This window comes from Pseudomonas sp. BCA17 (genome assembly GCF_004519405.1).
Lineage (GTDB): Bacteria > Pseudomonadota > Gammaproteobacteria > Pseudomonadales > Pseudomonadaceae > Aquipseudomonas.
In genome coordinates, this window is record NZ_SGWI01000001.1 from 1,620,159 (window position 1) to 1,636,347 (window position 16,189).

Here is a 16,189-nt window from a genome sequence, read left to right on the forward strand (position 1 = left end):
CCCCCTAAAGGCCTGGATCATGAGCAAGCAACCCTCCCTGAGCTACAAGGACGCCGGTGTAGACATCGACGCCGGTGAAGCATTGGTCGAACGCATCAAGAGCGTCGCCAAGCGCACTGCGCGCCCTGAAGTCATGGGCGGCCTGGGCGGTTTTGGTGCCCTCTGCGAAATCCCGGCCGGCTACAAACAGCCTGTGCTGGTGTCCGGCACCGACGGCGTGGGCACCAAGCTGCGCCTGGCACTGAACCTGAACAAGCACGACAGCATCGGCATCGATCTGGTTGCCATGTGCGTCAACGACCTGGTGGTGTGTGGCGCAGAGCCGCTGTTCTTCCTGGACTACTACGCCACCGGCAAGCTGAACGTGGACACCGCCGCCCAAGTGGTCACCGGTATCGGTGCCGGCTGCGAACTGTCGGGTTGCTCCCTGGTCGGCGGCGAAACCGCTGAAATGCCAGGCATGTACGAAGGCGAAGACTACGACCTGGCCGGCTTCTGTGTTGGCGTCGTAGAGAAAGCCGACATCATCGACGGCTCCAAGGTTGCTGCAGGCGACGCGCTGCTCGCCCTGCCATCGTCCGGTCCGCACTCCAACGGCTACTCGCTGATCCGCAAGATCATCGAAGTGTCCGGCGCCGACATCGAAAACACCCAGCTCGACGGCAAGCCGCTGACCGATCTGCTGATGGCCCCGACCCGCATCTACGTCAAGCCACTGCTCAAACTGATCAAGGACACGGGCGCGGTCAAAGCCATGGCGCACATCACCGGCGGCGGCCTGCTGGACAACATCCCGCGCGTTCTGCCAAAAGGCGCCCAGGCAATCGTCGACGTGGCCAGCTGGCAGCGTCCTGCGGTATTCGACTGGTTGCAGGAGAAAGGCAACGTCGACGAAACCGAGATGCACCGCGTGCTCAACTGTGGCGTCGGCATGGTGATCTGCGTGGCTCAGGAACACGTTGAAACTGCGCTGAACGTACTGCGCGAAGCCGGCGAGCAGCCTTGGGTCATCGGCCAGATCGCAACTGCCCCGGAAGGTGCGGCTCAGGTTGAACTGAAGAACCTCAAGGCTCATTGATGTCTCAGACCTGTGATGTCGTGGTGCTGCTTTCCGGCACCGGCAGTAACTTGCAGGCTCTGATCGACAGCACGCGCACCGGCGACAGTCCGGTGCGCATCGCTGCGGTGATTTCCAACCGCAGCGACGCCTACGGCCTGCAACGCGCCAGGGACGCGGGCATCGAAACCCGTTCCCTGGATCACAAGGCTTTCGAAGGCCGCGAAGCCTTCGACAGCGCCTTGATCGAACTTATCGACGCCTTCAACCCCAAACTCGTGGTCCTGGCCGGCTTCATGCGCATTCTCAGCACTGGCTTCGTGCGCCACTATGAAGGACGCCTGCTCAATATCCACCCTTCCCTGCTGCCCAAGTACAAAGGCATGCACACCCATCAGCGCGCGCTCGATGCCGGTGACACCGAGCATGGCTGCAGCGTGCACTTCGTTACCGAGGAACTCGATGGCGGACCGCTGGTCGTACAGGCAGTGGTTCCGGTAGAGTCTGCTGACTCAGTGCAGACGCTTGCGCAACGGGTTCACACCCAGGAACACAGGATTTACCCGCTGGCAGTTCGCTGGTTTGCCGAGGGTCGGTTGATTCTTGGTGCGCAGGGTGCATTATTGGACGGCCAGTTACTCGCGGCCAGCGGCCACTTGATTCGAACCTAGGAGATTTTATGCGTCGCGCCTTGCTCTTCGCTTTTGCGCTGTTTGCCTTGCCAGCTGTGCAAGCAGCAGATTTACACCCTTTCTCCGCCAGCTACACCGCCGACTGGAAACAGTTGCCCATGAGTGGCTCGGCTGAACGCAGCCTGACCCACAACGGCGACGGCACCTGGACCTTGAACTTCAAGGCCTCCATGCTCATCGCCAGCCTCACCGAAACCAGCGTGATCAATTTTGACAAGGATGCTCTGCAACCCAAGAGCTACACGTTCGAACGCGGTGGCCTGGGCAAGGCGAAGAAGATCAACCTGGACTTCGACCACTCGACCAACAAGGTCACCGGCTTCGAAAACAAAGACCCGGTCAACGTCACCCTCGAAAGCGGCATGCTCGACAAGTCGACCTATCAGTTGGCCCTGCAGCGCGATGTGGCTGCCGGCAAAAAGAGCATGAGCTACCGAGTGGTTGAAGGTACCGACACCGACACCTACGACTTCCGCGTGATTGGCCCGGAAAAAGTCCAGACCAAGGCCGGCTCCATTGATGCGATCAAGGTCGAGCGTGTGCGCGATCCGTCGCAGACCAAACGTATCACCCAGATGTGGTTTGCCAAGGACTGGGGCGGCATCCTGGTTGCCCTGCGCCAGGTGGAAACCGACGGCAAGGAATACAACATCATGCTGTTGGACGGCACCGTTGACGGCAAGGCCGTCAAAGGCAGCTGACCGACCGATGAGTCGAAGAGCCTCGCGAAATGCGGGGCTTTTTTTCGCCTGTCGATCGGCAAATGGTCTGATGCAAACATGAAACTTCTGTCATAAAACTCCCGCACCGGCGGCGCGATGTCGCTATTTACGCGGGCTGCAGGATTGTTGCATTTCCTGCAATGAATTGTTGCTTGCAAAATCGGTTTACTTAGCAAGCTAACAAAACATATAAAAGAGGCCTGCGACGACTTGCCGCAGATCAACCAGATTGGAGCAAGCAGATGACTGTAAAAGTAACTGAACGCGACGACGAACATATGTCCCACGAAGCGGTAGCTCACGGGATTCACATCTGGGATGTACATCAGCAAGACATATTGGTCGGTATGTTTCACAACGAGAGCGACGCCAACAATTATAAAAACGAGCTCGAAACTCTCGAAATGAAACGCCAGGCACAAAGCTCCTGAAACACTGAAATTTCAGTAGGCCACAGCCCACGCAGCTGAGGTCCCTACAACCAAGAACCCCGCCATCGAGCGGGGTTTTTCGTTTTTGGTGATCGGCGCGGCGCGCATAAACGATTCAGTTGAAAGTATCAAAAAATAGACAACTGTTAATGATTCTCGATAATATTCGCGCACTTTCAGCCGCCTCATGACCAAAGGGAGTTCATCATGTCGAGTGAAAACAGCAGGAAACCGGAGCAATCATTGCTTAACCGCTGGGGGGAAGCACTGGCGGCTCCGCAATTTCTGGCTAACCGCATCACCCTCGATATGCTGATCAATACCCTGGCACCTGCCGCGGAGCGCAGCTTTCAACGCCTCATTCAAGCCCTGTTTCGTGAAGGACTGCTGGACTCCGGCGCGCTCACCTATGACGGGCACGGTCACTGCCGGTTGCCACTGTCCAATCACGCCCATCTGCAGTTTGAGTACCTGCGCCCCGGTCGCATGGCCAGTTGGGACCTGCGTGGCCACGTCAATCTTTGTCAGGCCAACCTGCCGGAACAGAAGATCCAATTCCCATCGCAGTTGCTGACGCTGCTCAACAACGCCCTCGAAACACCTGCCGACCCGCAGGTTCTGAGCCGCCTCAATACCGAGATCGACGACAGCTTCGTCAACGACACGCTATGCCTGGCTTTTCACGATCAATGGAGCCTCAGGCTGCACGCGTCCATGAGCCCGGCCCACCAGGACAACCTGCTGCGCTACCTCAAGGACGAGCCAAGCGTGACCAATCCGACCTCCGTGCTTGAACAGTGGGGCACGCTGGGCCACCCCTGGCACCCCAACTACAAAACCAAACTGGGTTTGAGCACCGATCAAGTCATTGATTTCTCACCCGAGTTCGAAGCGCGTTTTCCGGTCATCCTATGTGCATTGCACCGCCAGTACGCCCACGTCGAAGCGCTGGCCGGTACTGCGGATTACTGGCAGTGGTGGCAAACCCAGTTTCCGCACGCCGCACAGCAACTGATGGCGCAACTCACTGCCCAGGGCCTTGAAGCCCGCGACTATTTGCCGTTGCCCGCCCACCCTTGGCAAGCTCGCGAGGAGCTTCCACAGTTGTTCGCCAACGAAATCGGTGACCGGCTGCTGGTACTGACCGACATCGTCGCGTTCACCGCCCACCCCACCATGTCATTCAGGACCGTATTGCCTGACGGCCGGGGTGACGCTCCCATGGTCAAGCTCCCCGTTTCGCTGCGCCTGACCAGCGTACAGCGCACGGTGTCGCCGCGCTCGGCACGGATGGGCCCGCGAATCAGCCATCTGCTGCTGACGATCCTTGCGCGTGAGCCTGCAATTCAGAACATTCTGAGCATCGTTCCCGAGCGGATCGGCATGCATTTCAAACCTCAGCCCGTCAATGACGAACACTCTCGCCACCTGGCCGTGCTCTACCGCGACAACCCGCAAAGCCTGCTTCAACCGGGAGAACTGGCCATTCCGGTAGGCAGCCTGTTTGCCATCGACCAACACGGGCAGCCATTGTTGAGACAGTGGGTACGCCTGAGCAAAGGCCGGGACGACGCTGACGCCATGCTCGGGTTCTTTCGAGACTACGCCTCAATCACCGTGCCAGCACTGCTGGGCATGTACCTGCGTTATGGCGTCGCGTTTGAGGCCCATCAGCAAAACTCCTTCATGGTCATGGCCGCTGACGGGCAGTTGAGCCGCCTGTTATTACGTGATTTCGGCGATATCCGCATCGACCGCCAGACCTTGCACGCTCAAGGCCTGGACATCGAACTGCACGACCCCAAGATGACGCTGTATGACGATGCGGGATTTGTACGCGACAAACTGCTGCACACCGTATTCATGTGTCACCTGGGCGAGTTGGTGCTGCTCAGCGCACGTTATTTCGATATTCCCCAAGCACTGCTGTGGAACGAACTGTCGGCCCAGGTCAGCCAGTGCTTTGATCAATTGCGCGACGCCGTCGCCCCCCAACGCTGGGAAACCGAACGTGAAGCACTGCTGGAGCAGCCATGGCCGGCCAAGTCCTTCATGCGCATGCGCTTGCTGGAAAGCCATGCGGATATTGTCGGGCGACTGCCGAACCCGTTGAGCAGCGACGCGCATGCCAACTAACAGCACTGCGCTGCGGCTGCTGGTGGTGATCCAACTGGTGTCGATGGGGGCCATGGAAATGAGTGGCCCTTTCTGGCCCCTGCAGATCCAGAAGTTGCTCGGCGACGCCAATGCCCAATACACCGGGCTGCTTTCATCGCTGGTGTATGCCGGGCCGATGATGGCGGCGATGATCCTGACGCCCATGTGGGGGCGCCTGGGTGACCGTACCGGCCACAAGCCCATGATCATCCGGGCGCTGCTGGCACTGGCGGCCTGTCAGGCGCTGGCCGCCATCACCTTCGATCCCTGGTTGTTGGTGGCAATCCGAGTGGCGCAAGGTGCGCTGGCCGGCTTTATCGCGGCGGCTCAGGCCTATGCACTGGCCTGCTGCGGCGACAGTGGGCGCGGTCACATCATGGCGCGCCTGCAATCAGCGACCGCCGTGGGTTCACTGGCCGGCCCCGTATTGGGCGGCTGGCTGATGGATATCTCCGGATTCGCCCTGCTGTGTTACAGCGCTACGGCCGTCTGCCTGTCGTGCGCGGTGGTCAGCCTGTTCCTGCCCAGCGATACCCAGCGCGTGCGGTCGGCTCGAAAAACCACGCCCAGCGCCCTGCCCAAAGGCTGGCTCGGGGCGATGCTGGGCATCATCGTGCTGATCCAGGCCGCCAAGATGATGCCCCAACCGTTTTATGCCTTGTATGTCGCCGATGTATTACACGCCCCCGCCTGGCTGATTGGCGCCAGCTACGCCGCCAGCGCACTGACCCTGGCGCTGTCGGCGCCACTGTGGGGCCGCCTGTTTGACCGGCACCCACCGGCACATACGCTGCGCATCATCGAATGGGTCACATGGGCCTGCGCCTTGACGCTGGCGTGTACGGCCATTGCCAACGAATGGTTCGGCTTCCTCGCCAGCCGGTTGGTGTGGGGCATATGGCAAGGCGCCTTATTGCCGGTTGCCTACACCTTGATCGCCAACACCGTCGCGCCCGCTCAACAGGGTTTTGCCCTGGGCATGGGTAACAGCGCCGCCAAGGCGGGCGCCCTGTGCGGTGCCTTGCTGGGCGGTATCGGCATGGGGATGGTGGGCTTGGCAAACAGTTTCTGGCTGGTCGCGCTCACCTACGCCCTGGCCGCCCTGGGTATCCGCGCCATCCGTTCGTACACCCGGACACCCGCGTCATCCGTTTTTTCTGTCAATACTTCTAATAATTGAAAGGCATGGTAATGAAAAAATCGCAATGGGCAGCGCTGTTGCCTCTGATCGGATCAATGAGCACACCCGCTTGGGCCGAGCAATCGGAGGCAGCGCCCACCAGCCTGCAATTACAGGCCACGGTAGTCTCGGCCACGCGCAATGAAACCAGCATTGCCGCGATCCCCGGCTCCGTGCAGGTGATCGATGAAGCACAGATCCGCCAGCAAGCGGGCGCAGGGCGACGGGTAGCGGATATCCTCGGGCAACTGGTACCGGGCATTTCCCCGTCCAGCGGCGGCATGAGCAACTTCGGCCAGACCCTTCGCGGGCGCAATACGTTGATCCTGATCGATGGCGTGTCCCAGAACGCAACGCGCGATAACTTCCGTCAGCTCAACAGCGTGGCGCCTGAAAGTATCGAACGCATCGAAGTGATCTCCGGAGCGAGCAGCGTCTACGGGGCCGGGGCTTCAGGCGGCATCATCAACATCATCACCAAGCGCAACAAAGGTGAAGACCTCGCGTTCAGCAGCAAGATCGGCATGACGGCCGGCAACGATTTCAGCCACAAGGGCTTCGCCTACGAGGCGTTCCAAAGTGCCACTGGGCGCAAGGGCCCCGTGGACTGGTACGTATCGGCCAACGGCGTGCAACGCAACGACCAGTTCGATGGTAACGGCAAGCGCATTCCCCAGGACACGTCCCAGGGCAGCAACATGGACACCGACACCTACGACCTTCAAGGCCGCTTCGGCTACGAGCTGGATGACGACAAGAAGATCAGCCTGTCACTGCAAGACTATAAAGACGAACAGGACACCCGTTACACCAAGGACCCACGAAACACCAGCACCGCCGTCGCCGTAAAAGGCCTGGACCTGGGCGATCAACCTTTCACCCATAACCAGGCGGTCAACCTCAACTACAGCGACAAGGATTTCTACGGCCAGGGGCTGCAAGTCGAAAGTTACTGGCGCCGTGCCGACGCACTGTTCTTCCCCGACCTGTCCCGGGGACGCGCCGGTATTTCCGATAACAACAGCGTGCAGGACGTCTACGGCCTGCGTGCAGCCATCGATACGCAAATGCCCGACATCGGCCCGGCAACCGGTAACCTGATCTGGGGCGCTGACTATGACCACGAAACCTCACGTCAGCGTGGCGATCAATACCGGGTTAACGGCCTTACCTACACCAAGACAGGCACCACTTTCGAAATGGGGCCGGACATCGCGACCACCACCAAGGCGATCTTTGGTCAGCTGTCCTACGATATCGATGACTGGACCCTACGTGGCGGCGTCCGGCGCGAATGGATCCAAAGCGAGGTCTCCGACAGCATCGCGTATGGAGAAATCGTTCAGACCGGCAATCGCGCAATCCTGCCGGGCGGCACCCTTAAGTACGACGACACCCTCTACAACCTCGGTGCGGTGTACCACCTGAGCGAAAACCAGGATGTGTTCGTCAACTTCAGCCAGGGCTTTTCCCTGCCGGATATCCAACGTTTCCTGCGGGACGTCAACAGCAAGTACGACATCCAGAAGCTCAATGCCCAAGCCCTCAAGGTCGACAGCTATGAACTGGGCTGGCGTGGCAATTGGGACAAGTGGCTGGCCAACGTTACAGCGTATGAAAACACCTCGGACGTCACTCAGTTCTATGATGCCAATGATCGCGTATTGCGCCTGATCAACCAGAAAGAACGGGTGCGCGGCATCGAAACCAGCCTGACCTACAACGTCACTGATCAGTGGTCGGTAGGTGGTACGTACGCCTACGCAAAAGGTGAGACCCAGCAAAACGGCAAATGGATCGACTTGCCTGCCACGCGTATCTCCCCCGCCAAGACCACCGCGTTTGTCGGCTACAACCACGACGATTACAGCTTGCGCCTCCAAGCTATGCGCCTGAACGACTACGACGCAGCGTTCAAAGACAACAACGGTCGCGATATCCAGGGCTACACACTGGTCGACCTGCTGGGTTCGGTCAGGCTGCCGGTGGGTCGCCTGGAAGGCGCCATCTACAACCTCAGCAACCGCAATTACCAGAACATGTTTGCCCAGGCCAACGCTCGTGCGCCGTACCCGAATGCCGAGGGTCGTACGTTCAGCGTGAGTTACGCCGTGGACTGGTAACACGACTCGCTGAAAGCACAAACCCCGCCTTTTGAGCGGGGTTTGTTGTTTCTACAGCCTTACCACATCAGGTCATCCGGAATCTGGTACGCGGCGTACGGATCATCCTCATCCGGCACCTGGCTTTCAGTCAGGACGTTGAGCTGCACGATACGCTCCGGTGCACGTTCCTGGATCTTCAGCGCCGCTTCGCGCGGAATGACTTCATAACCACCGCCGTGGTGGACGATCGCCAGGGAGCCGTTGCTCAGCTTATTGCGCATCAACGTGTTGACCGACAGGCGCTTGACCTTCTTGTCATCCACGAAGTTGTAGTAATCCTCAGTCGTCAGCTTCGGCAGGCGCGAGGTCTCGATCAACTGCTTGACCTGTGCCGTACGCGCCTTGGCCTCGGCCTTTTCCTGCTGCTGGCGGTTCAACTCCTGGTCGCGCTTGATCTTTTCGGCTTTCGCCTCGGCAGCCAGGCGGGCCTGGGTATCATCGGCCTCGGCCTGGCCTTTGTGGACCAGGCGCTGCTGCTTCTGTTTCTCTTTGCCGACCTGCTTGGCCTGCTTTTGGTTGACCAGACCTGCTTTAAGCAACTGGTCACGAAGGGAAAGGCTCATGGTGCTTACTCACTTAGGCAACTGCTCAACCGCAGTTGGACACGTTCTTTTCCTGGCGTTTGGCTTCGCCCCACAGGGCGTCCAACTCTTCGAGGGTGCAATCTTCTATGGGACGCTGGGTGTCGCGCAATGCCTGTTCGATAAATCGGAAACGTCGTTCAAACTTGGCATTGGCACCACGCAGCGCGGTTTCCGGGTCAACCTTGAGGTGACGGGCCAGGTTGACCGCCGCAAACAGCAGGTCGCCGACTTCTTCAGCGATGGCGGCCGGGTCGTTATCGGCCATGGCCTCAAGCACTTCATCCAGTTCTTCGCGCACGTTATCCACCACCGGCAAGGCGGCGGGCCAGTCGAAGCCGACCTGGCTGGCGCGCTTTTGCAATTTGGCGGCACGGGACAACGACGGGAGAGCAATGGGCACATCATCCAGCAGGGAAAGTTGCTCCGGTGCGTCGGATTTCTCCGCGCGCTCTTCTGCCTTGATCTCTTCCCAACGCTCCTTGACCTGCTCTTCGTTCAGCCGAGGAATATCCAGCGGCGCGTAAAGATCCCCTGTCGGAAACACATGGGGGTGACGCCGGATCAACTTGCGCGTGATGCTGTCGATCACCCCGGCAAATTCGAAACGCCCCTCCTCCCGTGCCAACTGGCTGTAATACACCACTTGGAACAACAGGTCGCCCAGTTCACCTTGCAGGTGATCGAAGTCGCCGCGCTCGATGGCATCGGCGACTTCATAAGCCTCTTCCAGGGTGTGCGGGACAATGGTCGCGTAGGTTTGCCTGATGTCCCACGGGCACCCGTATTGCGGGTCCCGCAGGCGGTTCATCAGGTGCAGCAGGTCTTCGAGTGAATACATCATGGTGTGCGGTTGCGCCGGGTCTCGATGATGTTCGGCAACTGGGAAATACGCCCCAACAACCGCCCCAGTGCATCCAGGCCCGGGATCTCGATGGTCAGGGACATCAACGCGGTGTTGTCCTCTTTATTCGAACGGGTGTTGACCGCCAACACGTTGATCCGCTCGTTGAGCAGCACCTGAGACACGTCACGCAGCAGGCCGGAACGGTCGTACGCGCGAATCACGATGTCCACCGGATAGGTGAGCACCGGCACCGGGCCCCAACTCACCTGGATGATCCGCTCCGGCTCGCGACCGCCCAACTGCAGCACCGAGGCACAGTCCTGGCGGTGAATGCTGACGCCACGGCCCTGGGTGATGTAGCCGACGATGGCGTCCCCCGGCAATGGCTGGCAGCAGCCGGCCATTTGCGTCATCAGGTTGCCCACGCCCTGGATCTGAATGTCGCCACGCTTGCCGGGCTTGTAGCCGGCCGCTTTGCGTGGAATGAGTTCCAGCTGTTCGCTGCCGCGCTCCGGCTCGACCAGTTGCTGGGCCAGGTTGACCAGTTGCGCCAGGCGCAAGTCGCCAGCCCCCAGGGCGGCGAACATGTCCTCGGAAATCTTCATGTTGGCCTTTTCGGCCAGCTTGTCGAAGTCCACCTGCGGCAAGCCCAGGCGTGCCAGTTCACGTTCGAGCAAGGTTTTACCGGCCGCGACGTTCTGGTCGCGCGCCTGCAGTTTGAACCAGTGCACGATCTTCGCCCGCGCCCGCGACGTGGTGATGTAGCCCAGGTTCGGGTTCAGCCAGTCGCGGCTCGGCGTGCCGTGCTTGCTGGTGATGATCTCGACCTGCTCACCGGTCTGCAGGGTGTAGTTGAGCGGCACGATGCGCCCATTGATCTTGGCGCCCCGGCAGTTATGACCGATTTCGGTATGTACGCGGTAGGCGAAGTCCAGCGGCGTGGCGCCCTTGGGCAAGTCGATGGCATGGCCATCGGGCGTGAAGATGTACACCCGGTCGGGTTCGATATCCACGCGCAGCTGCTCGGCCAGGCCGCCGATATCGCCCAATTCTTCGTGCCACTCCAGCACTTGGCGCAGCCAGGAAATTTTCTCTTCGTACTGATTGGACCCGGCCTTGACGTCGGTGCCCTTGTAGCGCCAGTGCGCGCACACGCCCAGCTCCGCCTCTTCGTGCATGGCGTGGGTGCGGATCTGCACTTCCAGCACCTTACCCTCGGGGCCGATCACCGCGGTGTGCAGCGAGCGGTAGCCGTTTTCCTTGGGGTTGGCGATGTAGTCGTCGAACTCCTTGGGGATGTGCCGCCACAAGGTATGGACAATGCCCAACGCGGTGTAGCAGTCGCGCATTTCCGGCACCAGCACGCGCACGGCACGCACGTCGTAGATCTGGCTGAAAGCCAGGCCCTTGCGCTGCATTTTGCGCCAGATGGAATAGATGTGCTTGGCACGGCCGCTGATATCGGCTTCGACGCCGGTGGCCTGCAACTCCGAACGCAGCTGGTTCATCACGTCAGCGATAAAGCGCTCACGGTCGAGCCGCCGCTCATGCAGCAGCGTGGCGATCTGTTTGTATTGATCGGGCTCGAGGTAGCGGAAGGACAAGTCTTCCAGCTCCCACTTGATATGGCCGATACCCAGGCGGTGCGCCAGCGGCGCATAGATATCGAAGACTTCGCGGGCAACGCGGTTGCGCTTTTCATCGTCGGCCGTCTTCACGGCACGGATCGCACAGGTGCGTTCGGCCAGCTTGATCAGGGCGACACGCACGTCGTCGACCATCGCCACCAGCATCTTGCGCAGGTTTTCCACCTGGCCCTGGGTGCCCATCACCATCGATTGGCGCGGGCTGAGGCTGGCGCTGATGGCAGCCATGCGTGCCACGCCATCGATAAGCTTGGCGACCAAGGCACCAAAGCGCTGGCTGACGGTGGCCAGTTCGATATGCCCTTCACGCACGCCACGGTAGAGCACGGCGGCGATCAGCGAATCCTGGTCCAGCTTGAGATCGGCAAGGATCTCAGCGATCTCCAACCCGGTACGAAAGCTCGAAGTGCCCTCGGCCCACAGGTTCTTGGCCGCATTGTTTTGCTGCTCAGACTCACGAGCGAACTCGCAAGCTGCCTTCAAGGCTTCACGGTCCAGTGCCGGATCGACACTGACGGCATGATCCAGCCATGCCTCGAGATTGATACTGCCGTCGGTGTTGATCGGCTGGTGTGCTCTCACCTGTACCATCTTGCTTACCTTCCCTACGACGCACCTTCGATGCGTCAAAAATCATCGCCGACCTTCTACTGCACTCTCCCGAGCAAGTCACAGGCCCTGGAGACTACAAGGCCGGTCGGATTAAACGGGCATCCTAGCCCGCTTCAAATAACGCCATGGCCTCGACATGCGCGGTTTGCGGAAACATGTCGAGGATCCCGGCACGCTTTAGCCGGTAGCCTTGCTTGACCAACTCAACCGTGTCCCGCGCCAGCGTGGCCGGGTTGCAGGACACATACACCAGGCGCTTGGCCTTGAAGGTCGCGAGCTTGCGCACAACTTCCAGGGCACCGTCACGGGGTGGGTCCAAGAGTACCGCAGAAAAGCCCTGTTTGGCCCACTCCGCGTCAGTCAAAGGCTGGGACAAATCGGCCTGAAAAAACTGCGCATTATGCAAATTATTGCTGACGGCATTCTCGGCCGCCCGGTCCACCATGGTCTGCACACCTTCCACCGCCACCACTTCACGCACTTGGCGCGCCAGTGGCAGGGCAAAGTTGCCCAGGCCGCAAAACAGGTCCAGCACCCGCTCGTCAGGTTGTGGCGCCAGCCATTCCAGGGCTTGGGCGACCATCGCCTCGTTGACCCCGGCGTTAACCTGCACGAAGTCGCCAGGCCGGTAGGCCAACTCCAGGTTCCACTGCTCCAATCGAAACCCCAGAACGGAATCGGCTTCGACCGGCTCCGGCCGACCCTCGCCATGCAGCCACAATTGGGCTTCATGGAAGGCGCAAAACTCTTTCAATACTTGCAGGTCCGCTTCCGACAACGGCGCCATATGCCGCAGCAATACCGCGATGGACGTGCCACTGAACAACTCGACATGCCCCAGGGCTTGCGGTTTGCTCAGTCGGCGCAACAGGTTCGGCAAGCGCTGCATAATCGGTTGCAAGGCCTGTACCAGCACCGGGCAATCATCGATGGCGACGATGTCCTGGCTGGCGACCGCGCGAAAACCCACCTCGAGTCTTTTCGCCTTGGCATCCCAGCGTACGGCTATGCGGGCACGTCGGCGGTAGCCAAACTCCGGGCCACTCAAAGGCGCCGCCCATTGTTGCGGTTCGACACCGGCCACACGAGACAATTGCTCGGCAAGCATGCGCTGTTTCAGGGCAAGTTGTTCGGCGTGGGCCAAGTGCTGCACGCTGCAGCCACCGCAACGCCCAAAGTGGGCGCAGGGCGCCGGACGGCGCAGTTCGCTGGCGGTGAATACCCGCTCGGTGCGCGCCTCGACGACCTTGCCGTGGGCACCCAGCACCCGCGCTTCCACCTCTTCGCCGGCGAGCGCGCCATTGACGAACCAGGTACGGCCTTCAAAGTACACAATGCCCCGGCCGTCGTTGGCCAGGCGCTCAATGATCAGGCGTTGTTTCTTGCCTACCGGAATCTGCGGGGCGCGGCTGCCACCCGTCGGTTGGAAGCGCAGGCCTCTCTCGTGCTTGGCCATCAGTTGGGTTCGTCGAAAATGCCGGTCGACAGGTAACGGTCGCCTCGGTCACAGATGATCGCGACGATCACCGCGTTTTCCACTTCCCTGGACAGGCGCAGCATGCCCGCCACAGCGCCACCGGAGGACACGCCGCAGAAGATACCTTCTTCACGGGCCAGGCGACGGGTAGTGTCTTCGGCTTCACGCTGGGCCATGTCGATGATGCGGTCCACACGTGCCGCATTATAGATCTTCGGCAAGTACTCTTCGGGCCAACGGCGAATGCCCGGGATCGCGGCGCCTTCCATCGGTTGCAGGCCGACAATCTGGATCGCCGGATTCTGCTCCTTGAGGTAACGCGAATTGCCCATGATGGTGCCGGTGGTACCCATGGAACTGACGAAATGAGTGATGGTGCCCTGGGTCTGGCGCCAGATTTCCGGACCGGTGCTGGTGTAATGCGCCTCAGGGTTATCGCCATTGGCGAACTGGTCCAGCACCAGGCCACGGCCTTCGGCGGCCATGCGCTCGGCGAGGTCGCGGGCGCCTTCCATGCCTTCTTCCTGGGTGACCAGGATCAACTGGGCGCCATAGGCGGTCATCGCCGCCTTGCGTTCGGCGCTGCCGTTGTCGGGCATGATCAGGATCATCTTGTAGCCCTTGATCGCGGCGGCCATGGCCAGGGCGATCCCGGTGTTGCCGGAGGTGGCCTCGATCAGCGTGTCACCGGGCTTGATCTGCCCACGCAACTCGGCGCGGGTGATCATCGACAGCGCCGGACGGTCTTTGACCGAGCCGGCCGGGTTGTTCCCTTCGAGCTTGAGCAACAGGGTATTGCTGGTTTCACCCGCCATGCGTTGCAAGCGGACCAGGGGCGTGTTGCCGACGCAATCGGCGATTGTTGGGTACTGCAAGGTCATGGCGTATTCGCAATCCAGACTGCGGGGGCGAACATCATACCGGGAAAGGCCGGCGGGCCATATCACGCAAAGTGTGGTGCTTATGGCTTATAGGAATAAGCAAGGAATGGGGCTGTACGGACGCCATCGAGGCAGGCCCTCTCACGGTTCCTGAAAATGCGGCCTCCGATGGGCACGCCTCGATTCCCCGCCTAGCCGACATCCCCGCGGCCATGGTTTTTCTTGAAGACCTCCTCGCCCATCGCCGCGATCTGCCCGTCGATCAACGCCTCAAAGGGTTTGAGCAACGCTTCGAACGCTACCGGCGCCTCCAGCACCTGCAGCGCCTGCACAATCGCCTCCACCGTCGACAACGCCCCTGGCCCAGGCGCCTTGCGCAGCCGGTAACGCGAGACACCGCCCTCGGCCAATGTCACCCTCGGCAACGCCGCCAGCAACGGGTTGAGGTGCAGCATCTTGCGCGCCTTGCGCCACGTGCCGTCAGGGACCACCAGCAACAACGGCTGCTCCCCTGGCGCGTAGGTGTGCAGTGGCTCGGCGGTGTCCGCCGGAAACAACAAGCGCGCCTGGTAACCGGGCGGGTTCAGTAAGGTCGGCAGATCCTCAAACACCTCCCCCACCACCAACTGCGCGTTGTTCAACCCCAGCGCCGCCAACCGTGCGGTATTCAGTGCATGGTTGACCTCACTCGGGTGCTGCAGCAGCAACACGCGAGTACGACTGTCGAGGCTGGGGATCAACGGGCACAGGCAATGGGTGACAGGCCTGAGGCAACGGGGGCATTGGGGTCTGGGCATGGTTTTTTTCAGGCCTGGTTGAGCTGGGCTTTGAGCAAGTCGCGGAAAGTCTGGATCAAAGGCTCGCGGCTGCGGCCACGGCGCATGATCATGGAGAACGGTGCCTGATAGCCGAAGGTCGCCGGCAGCAACACGCGCAAGTCACCCTTGTCGGCCCACGCCTGGGCATAGTGCTCGGGCAGGTAGCCGATATAGGCGCCGGACAGCACCAGAATCAGTTGCGCCTCCATACTTTCCACCGTCGCAGCGCTGTGCTTGAAGCCGTGGCGCGCCAGTTCCGCCTGGCTCCAATAGCCGCGGCCAACCATGCGTTGCTGCGTGATCACCTGCTCGGGGATGCGCCGCTCGTTGAACAGCGGGTGCCGGGTGCTGCAGTACAACCAGTGCTGCTCGCGGTACAGCGGCATGTAGATCAACCCGCTCATGCGGTTGGAGAAGGCACCGATGGCCAGGTCCAGGCGATTGTCCTGCACCCCCAACTGCAATTCGTAAGGGCTCATCACCGAAAGATGCAAATGCACCGCCGGGTGTTCCAGGCTGTAGGCGCCGATCACTTCGGCAAACGGTAACGCCTTGTCGCTGACGGTCGAGTCCAGCACGCCCAGCTTGAGGGTGCCGCGCAACTCGCCTTTCAACGCGGCGGCGTATTGCTCGAAGCCTTCGAGTTCACCGAGCAGGCGCAGGGTTTCCTGGTGGAACAACTCACCCTTGCTGGTCAGGCTGAACCCGCCCCGCCCACGGTGACACAGCACCAGGCCCAACACCGATTCCAGTTGGCTCATGTAGGTGCTGATGGCCGACGTCGACAGGTTGAGTTCGTGCTGCGCATTGGCGAACCCCTGATGGCGCACCACGCTGACAAAGATGCGCAGGAGTTTCAAGTCGGGCAAGGCGTTGGCCATGGTCGGCTCCGCGTGTGGATGGGCGCAGTCTACCTGCCTGCA

The 16,189-nt window shown here is 60.6% G+C and carries 14 protein-coding genes; 7 read left to right on the forward strand and 7 right to left on the reverse strand.

Features of this window, described 5'->3' with window-relative positions; genetic code table 11:
• The first annotated feature begins 19 nt into the window (after positions 1 to 19).
• The 7 genes from purM (at position 20) to EXW71_RS07535 (ending at position 8,362) form a co-directional block, all read left to right on the forward strand.
• Positions 20 to 1,078 carry a phosphoribosylformylglycinamidine cyclo-ligase gene (purM, locus tag EXW71_RS07505; protein ID WP_123715535.1) on the forward strand — a complete coding sequence of 353 codons (1,059 nt, stop codon included), beginning with the start codon at positions 20 to 22 and terminating at the stop codon, positions 1,076 to 1,078.
• Positions 1,078 to 1,728 (forward strand): phosphoribosylglycinamide formyltransferase, encoded by a 651-nt coding sequence (purN, locus tag EXW71_RS07510; protein ID WP_134656924.1) that lies wholly within the window; start codon positions 1,078 to 1,080, stop codon positions 1,726 to 1,728. The genes purM and purN overlap by 1 nt, the downstream gene beginning before the upstream one ends.
• A gap of 8 nt (positions 1,729 to 1,736) precedes the next feature.
• A complete protein-coding gene (locus EXW71_RS07515) occupies positions 1,737 to 2,450 on the forward strand; it encodes a DUF3108 domain-containing protein (RefSeq protein WP_123715533.1) in 714 nt (237 codons plus the stop codon).
• A gap of 263 nt (positions 2,451 to 2,713) precedes the next feature.
• Positions 2,714 to 2,902 (forward strand): hypothetical protein, encoded by a 189-nt coding sequence (locus EXW71_RS07520; RefSeq protein ID WP_134656925.1) that lies wholly within the window; start codon positions 2,714 to 2,716, stop codon positions 2,900 to 2,902.
• 207 nt (positions 2,903 to 3,109) lie between these two features.
• Positions 3,110 to 5,038, forward strand: coding sequence for an IucA/IucC family siderophore biosynthesis protein (locus tag EXW71_RS07525; RefSeq protein ID WP_134656926.1), 1,929 nt, complete (start codon positions 3,110 to 3,112; stop codon positions 5,036 to 5,038).
• Positions 5,028 to 6,239 (forward strand): MFS transporter, encoded by a 1,212-nt coding sequence (locus tag EXW71_RS07530; RefSeq protein ID WP_134656927.1) that lies wholly within the window; start codon positions 5,028 to 5,030, stop codon positions 6,237 to 6,239. The genes EXW71_RS07525 and EXW71_RS07530 overlap by 11 nt, the downstream gene beginning before the upstream one ends.
• Before the next feature lie 11 nt (positions 6,240 to 6,250).
• Positions 6,251 to 8,362, forward strand: coding sequence for a TonB-dependent receptor (locus EXW71_RS07535; RefSeq protein ID WP_134656928.1), 2,112 nt, complete (start codon positions 6,251 to 6,253; stop codon positions 8,360 to 8,362).
• Between the two features lie 59 nt (positions 8,363 to 8,421).
• Here EXW71_RS07535 and EXW71_RS07540 read toward each other — a convergent pair whose 3' ends face one another.
• The 7 genes from EXW71_RS07540 to EXW71_RS07570 all read right to left on the reverse strand — a co-directional run bounded on the left by EXW71_RS07540 (position 8,422) and on the right by EXW71_RS07570 (position 16,147).
• The gene (locus EXW71_RS07540; RefSeq protein ID WP_123715528.1) at positions 8,422 to 8,967 is read right to left on the reverse strand and encodes a DUF2058 domain-containing protein; all 546 of its coding nucleotides are present in this window, start codon (positions 8,965 to 8,967) and stop codon (positions 8,422 to 8,424) included.
• 25 nt (positions 8,968 to 8,992) lie between these two features.
• Complete coding sequence (gene mazG, locus EXW71_RS07545) at positions 8,993 to 9,826, reverse strand: nucleoside triphosphate pyrophosphohydrolase (RefSeq protein WP_123715527.1); 834 nt, start codon at positions 9,824 to 9,826, stop codon at positions 8,993 to 8,995.
• Positions 9,826 to 12,069: a GTP diphosphokinase gene (gene relA, locus EXW71_RS07550; RefSeq protein ID WP_123715526.1), complete on the reverse strand. Its 2,244-nt coding sequence runs from the start codon at positions 12,067 to 12,069 to the stop codon at positions 9,826 to 9,828. The genes mazG and relA overlap by 1 nt, the downstream gene beginning before the upstream one ends.
• Before the next feature lie 124 nt (positions 12,070 to 12,193).
• Positions 12,194 to 13,546 (reverse strand): 23S rRNA (uracil(1939)-C(5))-methyltransferase RlmD, encoded by a 1,353-nt coding sequence (rlmD, locus tag EXW71_RS07555; RefSeq protein WP_123715525.1) that lies wholly within the window; start codon positions 13,544 to 13,546, stop codon positions 12,194 to 12,196.
• Positions 13,546 to 14,448, reverse strand: coding sequence for a cysteine synthase CysM (gene cysM, locus EXW71_RS07560; protein ID WP_123715524.1), 903 nt, complete (start codon positions 14,446 to 14,448; stop codon positions 13,546 to 13,548). Before cysM ends, rlmD begins: the two co-directional genes overlap by 1 nt.
• A gap of 191 nt (positions 14,449 to 14,639) precedes the next feature.
• The gene (locus tag EXW71_RS07565; protein WP_134656929.1) at positions 14,640 to 15,245 is read right to left on the reverse strand and encodes a tRNA-uridine aminocarboxypropyltransferase; all 606 of its coding nucleotides are present in this window, start codon (positions 15,243 to 15,245) and stop codon (positions 14,640 to 14,642) included.
• A gap of 8 nt (positions 15,246 to 15,253) precedes the next feature.
• Positions 15,254 to 16,147 carry a LysR family transcriptional regulator gene (locus EXW71_RS07570; protein ID WP_123715522.1) on the reverse strand — a complete coding sequence of 298 codons (894 nt, stop codon included), beginning with the start codon at positions 16,145 to 16,147 and terminating at the stop codon, positions 15,254 to 15,256.
• Between the last annotated feature and the right edge of the window lie 42 nt (positions 16,148 to 16,189).